Consider the following 18730-nt stretch of genomic DNA (forward strand, 5'->3'; position numbering starts at 1 on the left):
TTTAACATGTGTGCTTACCAGGTGCTGGTTGTAGATGATTCGGCCTTTATGCGCAAAATTATTACAGATTTAATTGTAAGGGATGAGTCGTTCAACATCGTAGGTACAGCCGCCAATGGCAAAGAGGCTGTAGAGAAAGTGAAGGAATTGCAGCCCGATTTGGTCACCATGGATGTCGAGATGCCTGAAATGAATGGTCTTGAAGCATTACCATTGATTATGGCAGCCCATCCGCTACCTGTTATTATGCTGTCAGGCATTAATGAACAAGGTATGAAGGAGACCATCATGGCTCTGGAGGCAGGAGCTTTCGATTTTATAAGAAAGCCTTCCATTGCTCATGCGCAAGATATTGAGCAAGTGAGCAAGGCGCTGCTGGAACAGATGCACACTGCTATGCAAGCAGTGCGGAGCCGCCTGGAACGCAAGGAAGCTAATGAGCGCAAAGCTGCATTGGAACAAGCGGAGAAAACGCCACAGGAAAAGCCTCCAGGACAGGCTGTGACTGAGAAACGAAAAGGCAGTCAAGCTTCGACAGACAAGCCTCCTGTTGTTCCGCTTGCTCCTTCACCTGCTGTATCAGCTCAGCCGAAGCGTGATGCTGGCAAGTCCGTCCCGGCAACAGCCAAGCAGGAAACTAAACGACAACAGTCTGGAACATCAGTTACAGCGGGGCGCATAGAACAGCCAGCTGCTCAGCCAAGCAAGTCAGTCCAAGCACCTACTGTTCAGAAGAAGGAAGACTTGTCCAAGGGGATGGGACGAACACCAGGGCAACTAAACAGTTCTAATACGGCCGCTGGCAAATCGCTGCATGGTAAGGATAAAGCAGGGCTGGTTAAGCCGGAGCCCCGTAAGACGGTGATTTCATCAGCTACGCCTACTCCTGCGGCTGCTACGCCTCCAGTAACGGCACCTACAGTTCCTGCCACACCTAAGGGATTTTCTCTTAAAAAAGGTGTGCACACGTCCAGCTTTCGCAAACTGGTGGCGGTGGGATGTTCTACGGGCGGTCCGCGGGCGCTCAAGACGCTGTTGGAACGCATTCCTGGTGATTTTCCTGCTCCAATCGTTATCGTTCAGCATATGCCGCCAAACTTCACTCGTTCGCTGGCACAACGCTTAAACACGTTAAGTCCACTCCGAGTTGTGGAGGCTGAGCAGGGAATGACGCTGGAGACTGGAACGGCCTACATTGCCCCAGGGGGATATCAACTAAGAATTGTGCCAGGAGCCGGTGGTAAATACACTGTGTCACTGAAGATGGAGGAAGCTCGCAATGGTCACCGTCCTTCCGTAGATACGATGTTTGAATCGTTGCTCTCGTTAACCTCGTTGGAGCGGCATCTAGTATTGCTCACTGGAATGGGGAGCGACGGGGCCAAAATGATGAAAAAGCTTTATGATGCTGGGGTACAATCCACATTTGCTGAAAATGAGGAAACTTGTGTAGTGTACGGAATGCCCCGCTCAGCAGTAGAGTTAAAATGTGTGCGTCACCTTCTGCCAATGCAGGAGATCGCCCCCAAGCTTGTACAAGTTGTGAAATAATCGGAGTGTAACTCATGGAGGAGGTGTCTCACAATGGACATGAACCAATATTTAAACATGTTTATTGATGAGTCGAATGATCATCTGCAATCTCTTAACGAAAAAATGCTTCAACTGGAAAGCAATCCAACCGATCTAGGCATCGTTCAGGTGATTTTCCGTTCTGCGCATACCCTCAAGGGAATGGCTGCTACGATGGGGTTTGAAGACCTAGCATCGCTCACTCACCAAATGGAAAACGTTCTTGATCTGGTACGTAACAACAAGTTGGCGATGCATGAATTTATATTCGATACCTTATTTAAAGGATTGGATGCTTTGGAGTCCATGGTGCAGCACATTACAGAGGGAGGCGACGGAAAAGCGGATGTCTCCTCTATTGTATCTTCACTACAATCCATCGTGAGCGGGGATTTCCAAAAGTCTGGCGCAAATGCTGCCACTGAGGAGTCTCCATCTAAAAAAGTGGACAAAAACGATAGTGCTGGGCTTGTCTTGGATCAGTTCCAGTATTCTGTACTGGAGCAATCTATTTCTGAAGGACATCGTGTTCACTATATACAGGTAACAATCAGCTCAGAGAGCCAGTTGAAGGCGGCACGTGCTTTTATGGTGTTCAATACGCTGGAAAACTCTGGTGAAATCGTCAAGGCCTATCCGTCGGTACAGGATATTGAGCAGGAGAAATTCGAGCAAAGCTTCTCGTTATATTACATAACGCAGAAAGAAGTTGGGGAGCTGGAAAAGGAAATCGCGGGTATCTCTGAAATTGAGACTGTCTCAGTGGTACAACTAGATCAGGAATCACTTAAACAAATGAGCGAAGTTACTGCTGGACTGGCTGAGACTGCTGCGGTACAGGAAGCTCCTGTTGCCGTGCAACCACCTGCTCCTTCCCAGCCGCAGTCTCCAGCTGCGGCCTCTGTGGCTAAGCCAGCTGCAGGTAAGGCGCCAGCAGCTAAGGCAGCTGCGCCTACGCATAACCGTACGATTCGTGTAGATATTGAACGTCTGGATGTACTTATGAACTTATTTAGCGAGTTGCTTATTGACCGTGTGCGCTTAGAGCAGTTGGCAAGTGAAGCTTCCAATCCAGCACTGACAGAAACCGTAGAGCACATGAGTCGTGTGAGCAGCGATTTGCAAAACGTCGTTCTTAAATTGCGGATGGTACCAGTAGATACTGTTTTCAATCGTTTCCCGCGTATGGTGCGCGATCTGGCCAAATCGCTGGATAAAAAACTTGATTTGGTTATTACTGGAGCAGAGACTGAAATGGACCGCACTGTTATCGACGAAATTGGCGATCCTCTGGTGCATTTGCTTCGTAACTCCGTGGATCATGGCATTGAGTCGGTAGCCGATCGGATAGCAGCTGGTAAACCTGAGACAGGAACGGTTAACTTGCGTGCTTTCCATAGCGGAAATAACGTATTCATCGAGATTGAAGATGACGGAAATGGTATTAATCGCGATAAGGTACTAAACAGTGCTATTTCCAAAGGGATTTTGACGGCAGAGCAGGCAGCGGTCATGACCGACGAGGAAGCCTATCAGGTATTGTTTGCTCCGGGCTTTAGCACAGCTGCAGTCATTTCAGATGTATCAGGACGCGGTGTCGGTTTGGACGTTGTTAAATCCAAAATCACCGCTTTGGGTGGCAATGTTACGGTTCACTCTACACTGGGCCAAGGCACTAATTTCTCTGTGCAATTGCCGCTGACCCTATCCATTATTGCAGCCATGATGATACAGATCGGTTCTGAAAAATATGCGATTCCATTGTCCTCCATTGTGGAAACTGCGATCGTCAAACGGACACAAATTCGTTCTGTACATGGCAATAAAATGATTGCTTTCCGCGATTCTCATATCCCGCTCATCTCCTTGAGTCAGCTGTTTGAGGTACCGGACTTCAATGAAGATGAAGAAGAAGAGACAGAGGTCGTGGTCATCCGCAAGGGAGACCGTCTGGCAGCTCTTTCCGTACAGGACTTTTTGGGGCAAAGTGAAATTGTCCTTAAAAATCTGGGCAAATACCTTCCAAACATCCAAGGAATTTCAGGCGCCACGATTCTGGGTGACGGTCAGGTAGCTTTGATCATTGACCCGAATGTTTTCATTAAATAATGTCTTCATCAGAAATGAAAGAAATGTGAAGTTGCTGACATCAATAAGGAGGGTTTTTAGACATGGGAGAAGAAATTAAAGTTATCGTATTTAAGCTTGGTGAAGAGGAATACGGTGTTGAAGTAGAAAAAGTCCAATCTATTGAACGCATGGTGCCGATTACACGGGTTCCAAGAACCTACGATTTTGTTAAAGGCGTATTCAACATGAGAGGCGTAGTCATTCCGGTTATTGATCTTCGTGGCCGATTTGGATTGCCTGAAGCTGAATATACCGATCAAACTCGCATCATTATCGTTGCAGTGGGTGAAATGCAAGTCGGCTTTATCGTTGACTCAGCGAATGACGTTATTGACCTGAATACTGACAATATCGAGACACCACCGGAAGTGATTGGCGGAGTTAAGGCTAAATACCTTCGCGGAGTTGCTAAAATTGGTGAAGAGCGCTTGTTGATTATGCTGAACTTGTCCGAAGTCCTGAATCGTAGCGAGATGAACCAACTGGAAGGCTTAGAGGATTAACATATGGAAAATCTCGGAAATCTTGAAGACTTCAAGTTGGATGTGTTGAAAGAAGTCGGCAACATTGGCTCGGGGAACGCTGCTACAGCGCTCTCCCGGCTTCTCAATAAACCGGTCGATATGGGTGTCCCCAAAGTACAAATGCTGCCCTTTGAGGAAATTGCCGAGAAAGTCGGCGGCTATGAGCAACTTGTTGTTGCAATATTTTTTAGGGTAGAAGGGGAAGCCCCCGGGAATCTATTCTTCATATTGCAGCCTCAGGCGGCAAAAAGCTTACTTTCCCGTTTGGCGAATATTCCTTCAGATGACGAGGACAGTTTTAACGAAATGGAGCACTCAGCCCTGTCGGAGATCGGAAACATTTTAGCGGGCTCATACCTGTCTTCGCTGGCAGACTTTACGCGTTTATCTATGTATCCAACAGTCCCTGCGCTGGCGTTAGACATGGCAGGAGCAATTCTCAGCTATGGACTGCTGCAGTTTGGGCAGATGGGGGATGCTGCATTATTGATTGACACATCGTTTCTGGAAGGGCAGAATCAGATAGAGGGTCAATTTTTCCTGATTCCTGATCCAGAATCGTTCGGGAAAATCTTTAGGTCGTTAGGAGTCCCGATGAACGATGATTGAGGATAAAAGCATCATTAAAGTCGGTATGGCTGACTTAAATGTTACCAGTAACCCGAACTCGATTCGCACGACAGGACTTGGCTCCTGCGTCGGATTGACTCTCTACGATCCTCATTTGAAATTGGCAGGTATGGCACATGTGATGCTACCATCCTCGGATATTGCACGTGAAGGGCAACTGAATATTGCTAAATACGCCGATACGGCGCTGCCCGAGTTATTTGAGCGGATGCTGAAATTGGGTGCTGAACGACGCAGGCTGATTGCCAAAATGGCAGGGGGAGCGCAGATGTTCGCCTTTGCTGGTAGTGGAGACACCATGCGGATTGGTCCACGTAATGTAGAATCATGCAAGGAAATGCTCGTAGATCTCGGCATTCCTTTGATTGCGGAGGACACAGGTGGCAATTATGGACGAACGATTGAGTTGGACTCTGAAACTGGCGTTTTGAATATTCGAAGCGTACAAAAAGGTGTAAAGGAATTATAAACATGTTATTTGGCAGCTTACGCATTAATCTTTGGTCTGGAGTAGTCGGATTTATTCTGACTTTTGTGTTGTCCGTTGGCAGCAATCTGCTGACCACGAGCTTAATTCGTGGCTTGATCGCCTTCGTTTTTTGGTTCCTACTTGCATTTGTGCTGCGCTGGACACTAGGTGTTGTGGCGCGGCCAGATCTGGGGAATGCCCAAAGCCGGGCAAGCTCTCAGGTAGATGGCGTAGGGGGGAACCTGGACCTGACGACACCAGACGAAAATGAAGACCTGAATGAATTGCTGAAACCGAAACCAGAGCAGACGGACGAGGGGAATAATGGTTTCGCACCTTTAAACCCACCTAAGCTGGTTTCCAACAAGGACCCTGAAGAATTGGCCAAGGCCGTTCGTCACCTGACAGACAAATAAGGAGGGTGAAGCCGATGAACGAGCGAAAAGCCGCTCATTTAAACCATTCCGAACTATGGGAACAATGGAAAGAACACGGTGACAAGGAAGCAAAAAAACAGTTAATTGAAAAGTATCTCCATATTGTGGAATATGTGTCAGGCCGTCTTGCAGTAGGCTTGCCTAAAAATGTATCCAAGGATGATCTGGCGAGTAATGGCGTTATGGGTTTGATTGACGCTTTAGAGAAATTTGACTATGAGCGTGGTTTGCAGTTTGAGACCTATGCTTCTTGGCGTGTTCGTGGAGCGATTTTGGATGGTCTTCGTCAAGGGGATTGGGTTCCTCGTTCAGTTAGGGAAAAAGCGAAAAAAATCGAGGATGCCTACCAACATTTGGAACAAAGATATCTACGCACGGTAAGCGACGAAGAGATGAGTCATTATTTGGACGTTTCTGAGAAAGAGTTTCAAAATATGATCCAGGAGGTCGCCGTTATGTCGATTGTCTCACTGGAGGACCCGATCCGCGAAGAGGAATCGGAAACACGGCTTTCCCTTTTGGTGGACGAGAAGGCGAAAAATCCGGATCATAAGGTCAATGAATTTACACTTCGTGATGCCCTTGCACAAGGCATTGATAAATTGACTGAAAAAGAACGTATCGTTGTTTCTTTATTGTATTACGAGGATTTGTCACTCAGTGAAATCGCTGAGGTCATGTCGCTATCTCCATCGCGAATTTCACAGTTGCATTCCAAAGCAATATTACGTCTGAGAGCGACATTGGACAAACAACGGGATTTGCTAATGCGTAAAGATTAACGTACGGGAGGTTACAGTAACAGTTAGACGGAAGGAGCACCCTTGTGGAGAAGCAATATGCTTTGGACCAGTTTTTAAAAGTGGTTGTCTCACCTGACAAACAAACCGCCTACTTGGAGTTTGCCAAACGTGAAGAAGGCTTTGCCTGTTCTGTGGAAGAATTAGAGCGTTTTCTAAGCAACCAAAAAATATCCTACGGTTTAATGACCGATGCAATTCGTGTATTTGCGGCAAGTCCGGAAGATCATTTCTTCGGAAAATTACTGATTGCTCAGGGAAAGCAGCCGATCCATGGCACAGACGGAAAAATTAATCTGGCTGATATTGTGACTGGCGAAGATGCACATAAGCCGCTTGAAACCGTGGATGGACGGGTGGATTATAAAGAATTAACTCGTTTAAGAAATGTAAAACGTGGTCAACTGATTGCCGAACGGGTTGATCCTGTGCCTGGTGTACCGGGGATTGCTGTAACCGGAGAGGAAATTCCTTTTCTTCCAGGTAAAGAGGCGCGTTTTAAAGTCGGAAAAAATGTAGTGATCCATCCAGAAGGTGTTGCGATGTATGCGGCTATTGACGGACTGGTGACTACGACTGAAAAGGGCAAACTTAATGTATTCCCTGTATATGAAGTGAACGGGGACGTCGATTATAGTGTCGGTAACATTGATTTTGTTGGAACCGTCGTCATTCGTGGGAATGTCTTGACTGGTTTTCGTGTTCGGGCGGCTGGCGACATTCGTGTCATCGGTGGTGTGGAAGGCGCTGAAATTGAGGCGGAAGGTTCAGTGGAAATCAGTGGCGGTATTATCGGATACCATAAGGGGTTCGTGAAAGCTGCACAAAATGTCAAATGCTCATTCATACAAGATGGTAACGTGATTGCCGGAGGCGATATACTTGTATCCCAGAGCATCATGCATTCCCAGATTAAAGCGAGTGTAAATGTACTCTGTGAGGGGACCAAAGGGCTTATCGTAGGTGGCAGTGTACAAGCTGGTAAAAAGGTAGTGGCTCGTACCATCGGTAATACGATGTCCACAGCTACTGTTATCGAAGTTGGTGTGCTTCCCGAACTGCGCGATGAACTGACAGAACTCCGCGCACGTTTGAAGCAGCAGACAGACAGTCAGGATAAAACGAATAAGGCTCTTACCATATTGGATCAGCTTGCCGCCGCCGGACAGCTTGCACCTGAAAGAATGGCTATGCGAATCAAGCTGACATCTACTAAAAAGTCTAATGAACAGGAGCTTTTGGAAACCAAGTCCAGAATGCTTGAAATTGAACGAACATTAGAGGATACAAGCCGCGCACGGGTAGAAGTGAAAAATGTAATTTACGGTGGCTCTAAAATAGTTATCGGCAGATATACAAAATTCATTAAAGATTCAGTGGAAAGAATGGCGTTTTATTATCACGAAGGAGACATCAGCATGTCCTCCTACGTGTAATTCGGCACACTGAAAAACAACATTCAACATTGTATTCCTTGGAAGACAGAACGGATGCCCAATCGGAAAGGGTGTGGTCCAATGAGCTTGAAGGCTGTTGAATTGCAAATTGCCGTACCTCGCACCAGCGAAGCAGGAAAATACCAAAGTGAGTCCCAGCAGCGGCCGATGAATGATCAAGCATTGCTTGGACAAAAGGCCGCGTTGGAGACGGAAAACATGCGTCAGCGAAGCAGTGCCGTAGACCAGTCTGCGGAAACATTCGTCGGTGAGCGGCAAACAGGAGGGCAGAGCAGAGATTCTTCCCAGCAGAGCCGCTCTCGCTCAGATGAGTCTGAGCTACCTAAGGAGCATCCGGCAGAGCATCCGTTCAAGGGACACCATATTGATTTTTCGCTCTGATCCGACAGGTGGAGAAGCGTTATTAAAGGAGACGATGGGCAGTGGATCAACCATGGATTTATATTGTTCTGCTGGGCGCCGCAGCTGTTGTCTACGCCTGGCTTCTGCCTAAGCGTCAGCCAAGCCGGGGAACAGAAGAGGCCGTCGTCCAAAAGGTCGAGGCCACATTGGAGCAATATATGGCCGATATTGAAAACGATAATGACGAGTTGATTGAGCTCGTTTCGGGTATGAAGCAGGAGCATACAGTTAAACAGGCGGCATTACAGGAGCAAGTAGCTGAGCTTCGGAGCCGTATCGTGGAGCTTGAGCACCAGGCTATGTTTGCTACTGTCTCTATGCAAACCGAGCCTGTATCTAAGGAAATACAACATACGGCTACTTCTCATCAGGCAGCGGTTGCATATGGTCAATTTCAAAGTCCGCAACCTGGAATGTCTGTGCAGGAAGGCTACTCTGGTTCAGAAGCTCCCCTCATAACTATGGAGGAGCAGACGGTGTTACAAGACCCTGAAACTGAGCAGGAAGCAGATTCCATCCGTGATCGTTATCAAGAGTTGTTTGCGCTGCATGAGCAAGGCAAGTCAGTGGACTATATAGCCAAGCAATCAGGCATTCAACGGGGTGAAGTACAGCTCATATTGCAACTCGCGGAGCGGGAGGATGTAACGTGATCAAAAACCGTTCATTTATGCTAGGCATGGGTACTGGTCTGATAACGGGGGCATTGCTGTTGCAACTGGCAATGATCGGTCAGGGACAATCGCAGCAATCTTCAATAGACCCGAAAAACATGACGCGAGAGCAGTTAGAAAAGGCAGCAGCCGAATTAAATCTTCAGATTAATGACAGTTCTGATCCGAAGATGACAGAAGAGGAATGGCGTAATAAGGTGATTAAGGAAGGCAACAAAAATCCGGTTGCACCCCAAAAGGCTAAACCAGCTCAAACGCCGGCAACACCAAAGGCACCTGCAAACAGCACATCCTCGACTGCGTCTAAACCTTCGACTAGCACATCGGTTCCACAAAGTCCGAATAAGCCGCAAACTCAAAGATCCGGCACTACACCGACTCCCAATATCCCCAAGCAGCCTGCCACCCCACAAGTGCAGTATAGCATTGCATCGGGAAGCAATTTGAGAAGTGTGGCATCAGGATTGCAACGGGCAGGGGTCGTATCTGATGCTAGTGCATTTGAGGCAGCAGCTAAGGCTCAAAAAATCAATACCAAAATTCGTACTGGTACCTATCAGTTTGCTAAGGGTGAGGATTTCAGTTCTATCATTACTAAAATTACGAAAAAGCCGTCCAACTGACCAGACTGGGAAGTGGGCGGCTTTTATTCTTGCTGACAAGTTCGATGAGAGGCGTAAAACGTCACATTTTGCGTTGTTCCAACTATTGTCGAAAAGTTGGTTGCAACGATGCAAGTGTTATGGTATATTAATTGACGGTGTTAAAAACGCACGTCGGTTAATTTTATAAAGGGTGCTTTCTAATGGAAAGTCTTTATGAAAAATGATGTCGGCGGAGGACACACAAAAAACCAAACTTAGGAGGTGCGTGAAGATGGCAGTAATCTCCATGAAACAGCTTTTGGAAGCTGGGGTTCACTTTGGTCACCAAACACGTCGCTGGAACCCGAAAATGGATCGTTATATCTTCACTGAAAGAAACGGTATTTACATCATTGACTTGCAAAAGACAGTGAAAAAGGTTGAGGAAGCTTACAACTTCGTAAAAAGCATTGCAGCTGAGAATGGTACAATTCTGTTCGTAGGCACGAAGAAACAAGCACAAGATTCCGTTAAAGAAGAAGCAGCACGCGCTGGTCAATTCTACATTAACCAACGTTGGTTGGGTGGTACGCTGACTAACTTCCAAACGATTCAAAAACGTATTGACCGTTTGAAACAACTGGAAGCTTGGGAAGAAGACGGTACATTCGCAGTTCTTCCTAAAAAAGAAGTTATCATTCTTCGCAAAGAAAAAGATCGTCTTGAAAAATTCTTGGGCGGTATCAAAAACATGAAGGGCCTTCCAAGTGCTCTGTTCATCATTGATCCACGTAAAGAACGTATCGCGGTTGCTGAAGCTCGCAAATTGGGTATCCCAATCGTTGGTATCGTTGATACAAACTGCGATCCAGACGAAATCGACTATGTTATCCCAGGTAATGACGACGCAATCCGCGCTGTTAAATTGCTGACAGGTAAAATGGCTGATGCAGTTATGGAAGCAAACCAAGGCGAAGAAACTACAGCATAATATTTCCATTAGGAAATACCTATATGAATTAAATGAAAAGGGTGGTTGGCAGGTGTATAACCTCTCACTACCCTTTTTTTAAGGAATAAAGCACGGTATACCACTGAAAATCAAATTTGGAGGGAAATAATATGGCAGTTAATGCTAGCGCAGTAAAAGAGCTTCGTGAAAAAACAGGCGCAGGAATGCTGGATTGTAAAAAAGCGCTTGAAGAAGCAAACGGTGATTTGACAAAAGCGGTTGAAGTTCTGCGCGAAAAAGGACTTGCAGCTGCAGCCAACAAAGCAGGTCGTATTGCTACTGAAGGTGTTGTTGAATCCTACATTCATGCTGGCGGCCGTATCGGCGTACTGGTAGAAGTAAACTGCGAAACAGACTTCGTAGCTAAAACAGACCAGTTCAGAGATTTTGTACGCGACATTGCAATGCATATCGCTGCATCGAACCCTCGTTATGTTCGTCGTGAAGAAGTGCCACAGGAAGAAATCGAAAAAGAAAAAGAAATCCTGAAAGCACAAGCTCTGAATGAAGGTAAACCAGAGAAAATCGTTGAGAAAATGGTTGAAGGCCGCATTGGTAAGTTCTATGAAGAGTTCTGTTTGTTGGAGCAATCTTTCATCAAAGATCCGGACAAAACAATCTCCACGCTTATCAACGAAAAAATCAGTACAATTGGCGAAAACATCTCCTTGCGTCGCTTTGTTCGTTTTGAACTGGGTGAAGGTCTGGAGAAAAAAGAAGACAACTTCTACGAAGAAGTTATGTCTCAAGTGAAACAATAATTACCAACGAACGGTAATTGCATATGGAAAAAACGGAAATGGAACACATCAGTGTTCCTTTTCTTGCAACAGGACACCTATCCTGTTACATAAAGTATAAATGATATTGGAGGGTGATCATTTGGAAAAACCTGTGTTTAAGCGTGTTGTCCTGAAAGTTAGTGGTGAATCGCTGTCAGGCCCTAACGGTTACGGTATTGATGCGGATACGATTGCGTCCATTGCTGAACAAGTCAAAGATGTGGTGGAACTGGGAGTAGAAGTTGCTATCGTGTGTGGTGGCGGTAACATCTGGCGTGGTATTGCTGGAAGTGCCAACGGAATTGACCGGGCCACGGCAGATTACATGGGTATGCTGGCAACAGTGATGAACTCACTGGCCTTACAGGATGCTTTGGAACAGATTGAAGTACCTACGCGTGTACAAACATCCATTGCGATGCAACAGATTGCAGAACCATACATCCGCCGTAGAGCTATCCGTCATTTGGAAAAAGGTCGGGTTGTAATTTTTGCAGCAGGTACAGGTAATCCGTTCTTCTCGACTGATACTACAGCTGCACTGCGTGCCGCTGAGATTGAAGCGGAAGTGATTCTGATGGCTAAAAATAAAGTGGATGGCGTATATTCTGCTGATCCGTTTAAAGATAGCACAGCTGAGAAATATGAGCAGCTTACGTATTTGGATGTGCTCAACAAAAATCTCGGTGTCATGGATTCTACTGCTTCCTCGTTGTGCATGGATAACAATATTCCGTTGATTGTCTTTGCTATTACAGAGCAAGGTAACATTAAACGTGTCGTGCTGGGTGAGAAAATTGGTACGATCGTCAAAGGGAGTGTAAATTAATGCCACAATCTGTGAAAAAGAGTGCTGAGGAGCGCATGCAAAAAGCAATCCAAGCATTGCAACGTGATCTTGCATCTTTGCGTGCAGGACGGGCGACACCAGCTTTACTGGACCGTGTGCAGGTAGAGTATTATGGTGCAATGACTCCAGTCAACCAGCTGGCGAATGTCAATACACCTGACAGCCGGACCTTGATGATTCAGCCTTGGGACAAATCTTCCTTGGCCGATATCGAGCGCGCTATACAAAAATCCGATTTAGGTTTGACACCTTCGAATGATGGCAACACCATTCGTCTGAGCATTCCTGCTTTGACGGAGGAGCGCAGAACTGACTTGGTGAAGTTGACGAAAAAGAACGGTGAAGAAGCGAAGGTCGCTATTCGTAACATTCGTCGTGATGCAAATGATGACATCAAAAAAATGGAGAAAAGTGATATTTCCGAGGACGAATCTCGTAAATATCAGGAAGATATCCAGAAAACAACTGATAAATTTATTGCTGAAGTGGATAAAGTTTTAGCTGCAAAAGAAAAAGAAATTATGGAAGTTTAAAAGATTGGCAGCCCCTCCCTTACGGTGGGGTTTGTCTCTTTTCAAGCCTGAGGCACATTTTCAGAGAATGCTGGAGGAACTGGAATGATCAAACGGGTTCGGTCTTGGTGGAACGGGGAACAAAAACAGCAAACACCGGCCATTTCAAAAGACAATATTCCGCAGCATGTTGCTGTCATCATGGATGGGAACGGCAGATGGGCCAAACGGATTGGAATGCCGCGGATTGTAGGGCACCAAAATGGAATGAAGGCAGTGAAACGCACAGCAATTGCGGCGGATGAACTGGGTATTAAGTATTTGACTTTGTTTGCATTTTCAACTGAAAATTGGACGCGTCCAAAGGACGAAGTTGATTTTCTAATGCGCTTACCGCAGGAATTTCTGGCTATTGAGCTAGATGAGCTGATTGAAAAAAATGTGCAAGTGCGTATGATGGGAAACAAGGAACATTTACCTTCCCATACCGTTGAGGCGCTGACTGAAGCGACTCGACGAACTGAAAATAATACCGGACTTGTTCTTAATTTCGCATTAAATTATGGAAGTCGGTTGGAAATCACAGAATGCATGCAAACATTGGGGCGTCAAATTGCGGATGGGAAGCTTAAAACAGAAGATATAACATCTGAGCTGATCGGTAATACGTTGCTTTCTAGTGGTATGCCAGACCCTGATTTACTGATTCGAACAAGCGGTGAGCTTAGACTTAGTAATTTTATGCTCTGGCAGCTTGCCTACAGTGAGTTGTGGTTTACTGATATTTATTGGCCTGAGTTTAAGAAAGAACACTTATACGAAGCAGTGATCGAATATCAGCAAAGAACACGGCGGTATGGCGGACTGAAGTAAATGGAGGATGAAAGCCGTTGAGACAGAGATTAATTACCGGTATTCTGGCAGGCATATTCTTTTTGGCGATGGTCCTGTGGGGCGGCTTGGCCTACCATTTGCTTATATTGGCGATGGCCCTAATCGGATTTTATGAGTTCGCACGAATGACGCAGGTATCTCCTTTTGGAGGTACAGCAATACTCGGATACGTAAGCATATTAGCTTTTGTATTTCCATATGAACCTTTTGGTTTGCACTCACCCTTACCCATTGCCAGTATGCTTTGGCTGGTAATGATAGCTTTTATGATCATCACGGTAGGAACGAAAAATAAAATCCCAATTCAAACGGTAGCTATACTATTCCTTGGTACCGTTTATATAGGGTTTGGATTTTCGTATATAGCGGAATCACGTCATATGGAACATGGACTGTTATGGACTTTTTTATTGTTGGCTTGTATTTGGGCAAGTGATGCAGGGGCATATTTTGTAGGCAAAATGGCAGGGAAGACAAAACTATGGCCTGCGATTAGTCCAAACAAAACGGTCGAAGGATCCATTGGCGGCATTGTTTTAGCGTTGGTTATAGCTCTAGTATTCGCTGGATTGTCAGGTGGACTGCTGCCATGGGGCAAAGCCATCGGCATCGGTTTGTCATGTGCAGTTGTGGGACAACTGGGCGATTTGGTACAATCTGCATACAAACGAGTGTACGGCATTAAAGATTCCGGTAATCTGCTGCCAGGGCACGGTGGTATACTAGACCGCTGCGACAGCTGGATTGTCGTTTTTCCATTTGTACATATGCTGATGCTGCTTCCATGAGTCTGTTGATTACAGTTTATGCTCAGGCTTAATCTCTATGCTGTCACTCTGCGCTACTAAAAGGATGGAACCAGTAGCATAGCTGCCTGAATAACAAACAATGAGCTCCTGGCTAAAAGTGATTTTCAGGATAGGAAGGTGCATCATGAAAAGAATTACGGTACTTGGTTCAACCGGATCTATTGGAACTCAAACGCTGGATGTAGTGTCCATGCACCCGGATCAGTTTACTGTTGAGGCTTTAGCAGGTGGTTCTAATATAAAGTTACTTGCTGAGCAGGCGCATCTCTATAAACCCAAAAAAGTGTCTGTGGGTACTCGGCAGTTGGCGGATGAAATTCGTCCTTTACTGCCTTCTGGAATGGAACTGTATTGGGGAAATGAAGGACTCGTTGAGCTTGCTGCGAACACAGAGGCGGATATGGTTGTGACGGCTGTAATGGGCAGTGTCGGATTGCACTCCACGCTGGCCGCGATTGAGGCTGGAAAACAGATCGGTTTGGCCAATAAGGAAACACTGGTTACTGCTGGTCATCTGGTCACAGCGCGGGCTCGGGCGAAAGGAGTGCCGTTGCTGCCGATTGACAGTGAGCATTCAGCTATTTTCCAATGCTTGAATGGTGAGCGTATGAAAGATGTGGCACATATTACCCTCACAGCATCAGGGGGTTCTTTTCGAGATTTGACAAGAGAACAGTTGCTTGAAGTTACAGTGGAAGATGCACTCAAGCATCCCAATTGGTCAATGGGGGCCAAAATTACGATTGATTCAGCAACGATGGTAAACAAGGGGCTGGAAGTCATTGAGGCGCATTGGCTATTCGGACTTGATTATGAGCAGATTCATGTGTTGCTTCATCCGGAAAGCATTATTCATTCCTATGTTGAGTTTCAGGATACAAGCATTGTTGCTCAACTTGGGAATCCGGACATGAGAGTACCCATTCAATATGCGTTGACTTACCCTGAGCGTATGAAGTCCCCGGCGAAGCCGTTGTCACTGGCTGAAGTGGGTAGACTCCATTTTAAGGAAATGGATTATAATCGTTTTCCTTGTTTAAGGCTTGCCTTCGAATGTGGTAAAATGGGTGGTACAGCACCGACCGCCTTTAATGCAGCTAATGAGATTGCTGTTGCCCGTTTCCTGCGTGGAGAAATTTCTTTTCTGCATATTGAAGCTATTATTGAACGTGTGCTGGAGCGGCATGTCAATGTGGCTAATCCTGATCTTTCTGCGATTGAAGCCTGTGACGGAGAGACTCGTAGCATAGCTGCGGGGTTGTAGGCTAATGCTGGGTTAAGAAACGAAATGTGATTCTCTTGTGCGGGATTGGAGAATAATGATAATCTAGGAAGACAAACTCGATCTCATTGAAAGGGGAACGGAAACGATTGGAAACGATTCAAATAGTGTTGATGACGGTGCTCATGTTTTTCGTCATAGTGACAGTGCATGAATGGGGGCATTATTATTTTGCCAAGCGCGCCGGGATTCTGGTACGGGAGTTTGCGATCGGTTTCGGTCCGAAACTGTTTTCTTATAAAAGAAACGAGACGCGATTTACGCTGCGTTTGTTGCCGTTCGGTGGCTTTGCCCGCATGGCGGGAGAGGATCCGGAGATCAATGAAATTGAGACCGGACAAACGATTGCTGTACGCGTAACGGATGACGTCGTTAAAACCATCTATCTAGATCAACTGGATAATCGCAAGAATGTGGTACGCGGCGAAGTGTTGGATATTGATCTGGAACAGTCGTTAACTTTAAAATTGGATGTAGATGGCGAAGATCAGCAATACACTGTACACCCGCAAGCGATGATGGTAACCAAAGGACAATCCATTCAGATTGCACCAAAGGATCGGCAGTATGGGAGTAAAACAGTAGGACAGCGTGCGATGGCTATTTTTGCTGGACCACTGATGAATTTTATACTTGCCTTTATTCTGTTTGGTCTTCATATTCAGATGGTCGGCATACAAGTGGACAACCCGACTTATGTCCAAATTAGTGAAATTACAGCAGGTATGCCCGCTGCTGAAGCTGATTTGCATAAGGGAGATATCATTGAATCGGTGAATGGAATAGCCATTGGTGCAAATGTTGAAAACATGATCAAACTGATTGCGGATTCTCAAGACAAGCCGATGAAGTGGACGATTCGCCGTGATAATAAGACCTTTGATCTTACTATTACACCTCGTGCAATGGAAGGACAAAAGGGTGGCAAGGTGGGCATTGTGCCTGAACTTCCAAAACGCCAAGCAGGTGTGGGTGAAACGTTCAAATTTGCCGGACAATCCATGGTCAGAACGACCGATATTATTTTCCAAGGATTTAGCCAGCTCATTCAACGTTTTTCTATCAACGACCTGGGAGGCCCGGTACGTACTTTTGAAGTGACGGGGCAAATTGCCAAGCAGGGGATTGAGCAGTTGACGTATTGGACTGCTATAATGAGTCTTTATCTGGGGATATTTAATTTATTGCCTATTCCGGCGCTGGATGGAAGCAGACTTGTTTTCCTTGGTGTGGAGGCTGTAAGAGGACGTCCCGTTGATCCGAGCAGGGAAGGAATGGTCCATTTCGTTGGTTTTGCTATGCTATTCCTGCTTATGATTGCGGTCACGTATAACGATATTTTACGCTTAATTAATGGTTAATTAGAGACGGACCTATATAAAAACGGTCAGTATGGGAGGACATGCATTTCTATGTCGAATGATAAACAGTTTGTCGAGGAAATTACGCCGCAGAGCGAAGATTTTTCCCGATGGTATATTGATGTTATTAAAAAAGCAGAACTGATGGATTATTCCCCTGTTCGCGGATGTATTGTATTCCGACCCGATGGTTTTGAAATTTGGGAGCATATCAAGGAAGCCATGGACGTGCGCTTCAGAGAAACAGGCCACCGTAATGCCTATTTTCCAATGTTCATTCCCGAAAGCTTTTTTCAAAAGGAAAAAGAGCATGTCGAAGGGTTTAATCCTGAACTACCTTGGGTAACCGAGGCTGGTGGAGAAAAGCTGGAAGAGCGTCTTGCAATACGTCCGACTTCGGAAACCATGATAGGTCATATGTACTCCAAATGGATTCAATCCTATCGTGATCTGCCGGTGCTTATTAACCAATGGGCTAACGTAGTGCGTTGGGAAAAACGCACGTTGCCTTTCTTGCGTACAAGTGAATTTTTGTGGCAAGAAGGTCACACGGCCCATGAAACAGAAGAAGAAGCACGTGAAGAAACGATGAAAATGCTGGAAGTATACCGTGAGGTTATTGAGGAAGTTCTAGCTATTCCGGTTATTACTGGACAGAAAACACCTTCTGAAAAGTTTGCAGGTGCGAAGGATACATTTTCACTAGAAGCGATGATGAAGGATGGACGGGCGGTACAAGCTGGGACTTCCCACTACATGGGGACTAATTTTGCCGTTGCATTTGATATTAAATATTTGAGTCGTGAAAACAATCTGGAATTCGCGCATACGACTTCATGGGGAACAAGTACACGTTTGATCGGCGCACTGATTATGGTCCATGGAGATGACCGTGGTCTGGCATTGCCTCCTAAAGTTGCGCCTACGCAGGTTATTATGGTTCCAATTGGACCACCTAAGAAGCGTGATGCCGTTATCGCTCGTGCAGATGAACTATTTGCTGAGTTGAAACAAGCGGGAGTGCGTGTTAAAATGGACGACCGCAGTGATGTAAGCCCAGGCTGGAAATTTAATGAATATGAAATGCGCGGTGTGCCGGTTCGTATGGAAATCGGGCCTCGTGATATGGAAAACGGCGTCTGTGTGCTCGTATCCCGTATCAGCGGTGAGAAAAAAATCGTGCAGCAGGATAATCTGGTTGAGGAAGTACACGCGATGCTCGCACAGGTACAGCAGGAGATGTTTGATCGTGCGAAAAATTTCATGGAAGAAAATTTCTATTCTGTCGATACGTTGGACGAAATGAAGACTCTCATGGAGGAAAAACGCGGTTTTACTTTGGCAGGTTGGTGCGGATCTGAAGAATGTGAAGACAAAGTTAAAGAAGTGACAGGTGCTACAAGCCGTAATATACCGTTTAAAACAACCGAGCAAAAGTCCACATGTTTGTGCTGTGGCAAACCTGCCAAGCATACAGTAGTGTTCGCACGGGCGTACTAATATAGAAGTAGGGCAATACCACTATACTCACTTCATTCTCTTCGCCGAC

At 45.9% G+C, this 18730-nt stretch carries 20 protein-coding genes; all 20 read left to right on the forward strand.

Annotation, left to right across the window (positions count from 1 at the left end):
* Positions 1 to 6 precede the first annotated feature (6 nt).
* Positions 7 to 1551: a chemotaxis protein CheB gene (locus tag NSQ58_RS23700; RefSeq protein ID WP_341058571.1), complete on the forward strand. Its 1545-nt coding sequence runs from the start codon at positions 7 to 9 to the stop codon at positions 1549 to 1551.
* Positions 1552 to 1584: 33 nt separating this feature from the next.
* Entirely contained in the window at positions 1585 to 3681 is a 2097-nt protein-coding gene (locus tag NSQ58_RS23705) for a chemotaxis protein CheA (RefSeq protein ID WP_023988203.1), read from the forward strand.
* A 62-nt stretch (positions 3682 to 3743) separates the two neighbouring features.
* On the forward strand, positions 3744 to 4205 hold the full coding sequence (locus NSQ58_RS23710; RefSeq protein ID WP_007430046.1) for a chemotaxis protein CheW: 462 nt from the start codon (positions 3744 to 3746) through the stop codon (positions 4203 to 4205).
* A gap of 3 nt (positions 4206 to 4208) precedes the next feature.
* Entirely contained in the window at positions 4209 to 4835 is a 627-nt protein-coding gene (locus NSQ58_RS23715; protein ID WP_023988204.1) for a chemotaxis protein CheC, read from the forward strand.
* Positions 4828 to 5325, forward strand: coding sequence for a chemotaxis protein CheD (locus NSQ58_RS23720; protein ID WP_010346358.1), 498 nt, complete (start codon positions 4828 to 4830; stop codon positions 5323 to 5325). The genes NSQ58_RS23715 and NSQ58_RS23720 overlap by 8 nt, the downstream gene beginning before the upstream one ends.
* A gap of 2 nt (positions 5326 to 5327) precedes the next feature.
* The gene (locus NSQ58_RS23725) at positions 5328 to 5741 is read left to right on the forward strand and encodes a hypothetical protein (RefSeq protein ID WP_013309910.1); all 414 of its coding nucleotides are present in this window, start codon (positions 5328 to 5330) and stop codon (positions 5739 to 5741) included.
* Positions 5742 to 5755: 14 nt separating this feature from the next.
* The gene (locus NSQ58_RS23730; RefSeq protein WP_013309911.1) at positions 5756 to 6544 is read left to right on the forward strand and encodes a FliA/WhiG family RNA polymerase sigma factor; all 789 of its coding nucleotides are present in this window, start codon (positions 5756 to 5758) and stop codon (positions 6542 to 6544) included.
* 44 nt (positions 6545 to 6588) lie between these two features.
* Entirely contained in the window at positions 6589 to 7998 is a 1410-nt protein-coding gene (locus tag NSQ58_RS23735; protein ID WP_023988205.1) for a DUF342 domain-containing protein, read from the forward strand.
* Between the two features lie 81 nt (positions 7999 to 8079).
* Positions 8080 to 8400 carry a hypothetical protein gene (locus NSQ58_RS23740; protein WP_023988206.1) on the forward strand — a complete coding sequence of 107 codons (321 nt, stop codon included), beginning with the start codon at positions 8080 to 8082 and terminating at the stop codon, positions 8398 to 8400.
* A gap of 41 nt (positions 8401 to 8441) precedes the next feature.
* Positions 8442 to 9074, forward strand: coding sequence for a hypothetical protein (locus NSQ58_RS23745; RefSeq protein ID WP_053325263.1), 633 nt, complete (start codon positions 8442 to 8444; stop codon positions 9072 to 9074).
* A complete protein-coding gene (locus NSQ58_RS23750) occupies positions 9071 to 9718 on the forward strand; it encodes an endolytic transglycosylase MltG (protein ID WP_053325264.1) in 648 nt (215 codons plus the stop codon). Before NSQ58_RS23745 ends, NSQ58_RS23750 begins: the two co-directional genes overlap by 4 nt.
* A 253-nt stretch (positions 9719 to 9971) precedes the next feature.
* The gene (gene rpsB, locus NSQ58_RS23755) at positions 9972 to 10670 is read left to right on the forward strand and encodes a 30S ribosomal protein S2 (RefSeq protein ID WP_013309916.1); all 699 of its coding nucleotides are present in this window, start codon (positions 9972 to 9974) and stop codon (positions 10668 to 10670) included.
* Positions 10671 to 10801: 131 nt separating this feature from the next.
* A complete protein-coding gene (tsf, locus tag NSQ58_RS23760) occupies positions 10802 to 11452 on the forward strand; it encodes a translation elongation factor Ts (RefSeq protein WP_013309917.1) in 651 nt (216 codons plus the stop codon).
* Positions 11453 to 11573: 121 nt separating this feature from the next.
* The gene (gene pyrH, locus NSQ58_RS23765; protein WP_013309918.1) at positions 11574 to 12302 is read left to right on the forward strand and encodes a UMP kinase; all 729 of its coding nucleotides are present in this window, start codon (positions 11574 to 11576) and stop codon (positions 12300 to 12302) included.
* The gene (frr, locus tag NSQ58_RS23770) at positions 12302 to 12856 is read left to right on the forward strand and encodes a ribosome recycling factor (RefSeq protein WP_023988209.1); all 555 of its coding nucleotides are present in this window, start codon (positions 12302 to 12304) and stop codon (positions 12854 to 12856) included. Before pyrH ends, frr begins: the two co-directional genes overlap by 1 nt.
* A gap of 84 nt (positions 12857 to 12940) precedes the next feature.
* Entirely contained in the window at positions 12941 to 13708 is a 768-nt protein-coding gene (locus tag NSQ58_RS23775; protein ID WP_023988210.1) for an isoprenyl transferase, read from the forward strand.
* 17 nt (positions 13709 to 13725) lie between these two features.
* The gene (locus NSQ58_RS23780) at positions 13726 to 14517 is read left to right on the forward strand and encodes a phosphatidate cytidylyltransferase (protein ID WP_023988211.1); all 792 of its coding nucleotides are present in this window, start codon (positions 13726 to 13728) and stop codon (positions 14515 to 14517) included.
* 145 nt (positions 14518 to 14662) lie between these two features.
* Positions 14663 to 15802, forward strand: coding sequence for a 1-deoxy-D-xylulose-5-phosphate reductoisomerase (locus NSQ58_RS23785; RefSeq protein ID WP_023988212.1), 1140 nt, complete (start codon positions 14663 to 14665; stop codon positions 15800 to 15802).
* 107 nt (positions 15803 to 15909) lie between these two features.
* On the forward strand, positions 15910 to 17181 hold the full coding sequence (rseP, locus tag NSQ58_RS23790; RefSeq protein WP_264453880.1) for an RIP metalloprotease RseP: 1272 nt from the start codon (positions 15910 to 15912) through the stop codon (positions 17179 to 17181).
* A gap of 51 nt (positions 17182 to 17232) precedes the next feature.
* A complete protein-coding gene (gene proS / locus NSQ58_RS23795; RefSeq protein ID WP_013309924.1) occupies positions 17233 to 18681 on the forward strand; it encodes a proline--tRNA ligase in 1449 nt (482 codons plus the stop codon).
* Positions 18682 to 18730 lie beyond the last annotated feature (49 nt).

It is taken from the genome of Paenibacillus sp. FSL M7-0134 (assembly GCF_038007865.1).
GTDB lineage: Bacteria > Bacillota > Bacilli > Paenibacillales > Paenibacillaceae > Paenibacillus > Paenibacillus polymyxa_B.

Excerpts from the sequence above, each read along its gene's own strand:
- NSQ58_RS23700 (WP_341058571.1), top strand. The coding sequence starts at position 7 with ATGTGTGCTTACCAGGTGCTGGTTGTAGATGATTCGGCCTTTATGCGC.
- NSQ58_RS23705 (WP_023988203.1), top strand. The coding sequence starts at position 1,585 with ATGGACATGAACCAATATTTAAACATGTTTATTGATGAGTCGAATGAT.
- NSQ58_RS23710 (WP_007430046.1), top strand. The coding sequence starts at position 3,744 with ATGGGAGAAGAAATTAAAGTTATCGTATTTAAGCTTGGTGAAGAGGAA.
- NSQ58_RS23715 (WP_023988204.1), top strand. The coding sequence starts at position 4,209 with ATGGAAAATCTCGGAAATCTTGAAGACTTCAAGTTGGATGTGTTGAAA.
- NSQ58_RS23720 (WP_010346358.1), top strand. The coding sequence starts at position 4,828 with ATGATTGAGGATAAAAGCATCATTAAAGTCGGTATGGCTGACTTAAAT.
- NSQ58_RS23725 (WP_013309910.1), top strand. The coding sequence starts at position 5,328 with ATGTTATTTGGCAGCTTACGCATTAATCTTTGGTCTGGAGTAGTCGGA.
- NSQ58_RS23730 (WP_013309911.1), top strand. The coding sequence starts at position 5,756 with ATGAACGAGCGAAAAGCCGCTCATTTAAACCATTCCGAACTATGGGAA.
- NSQ58_RS23740 (WP_023988206.1), top strand. The coding sequence starts at position 8,080 with ATGAGCTTGAAGGCTGTTGAATTGCAAATTGCCGTACCTCGCACCAGC.
- rpsB (WP_013309916.1), top strand. The coding sequence starts at position 9,972 with ATGGCAGTAATCTCCATGAAACAGCTTTTGGAAGCTGGGGTTCACTTT.
- tsf (WP_013309917.1), top strand. The coding sequence starts at position 10,802 with ATGGCAGTTAATGCTAGCGCAGTAAAAGAGCTTCGTGAAAAAACAGGC.
- frr (WP_023988209.1), top strand. The coding sequence starts at position 12,302 with ATGCCACAATCTGTGAAAAAGAGTGCTGAGGAGCGCATGCAAAAAGCA.
- NSQ58_RS23775 (WP_023988210.1), top strand. The coding sequence starts at position 12,941 with ATGATCAAACGGGTTCGGTCTTGGTGGAACGGGGAACAAAAACAGCAA.
- NSQ58_RS23785 (WP_023988212.1), top strand. The coding sequence starts at position 14,663 with ATGAAAAGAATTACGGTACTTGGTTCAACCGGATCTATTGGAACTCAA.
- proS (WP_013309924.1), top strand. The coding sequence starts at position 17,233 with ATGTCGAATGATAAACAGTTTGTCGAGGAAATTACGCCGCAGAGCGAA.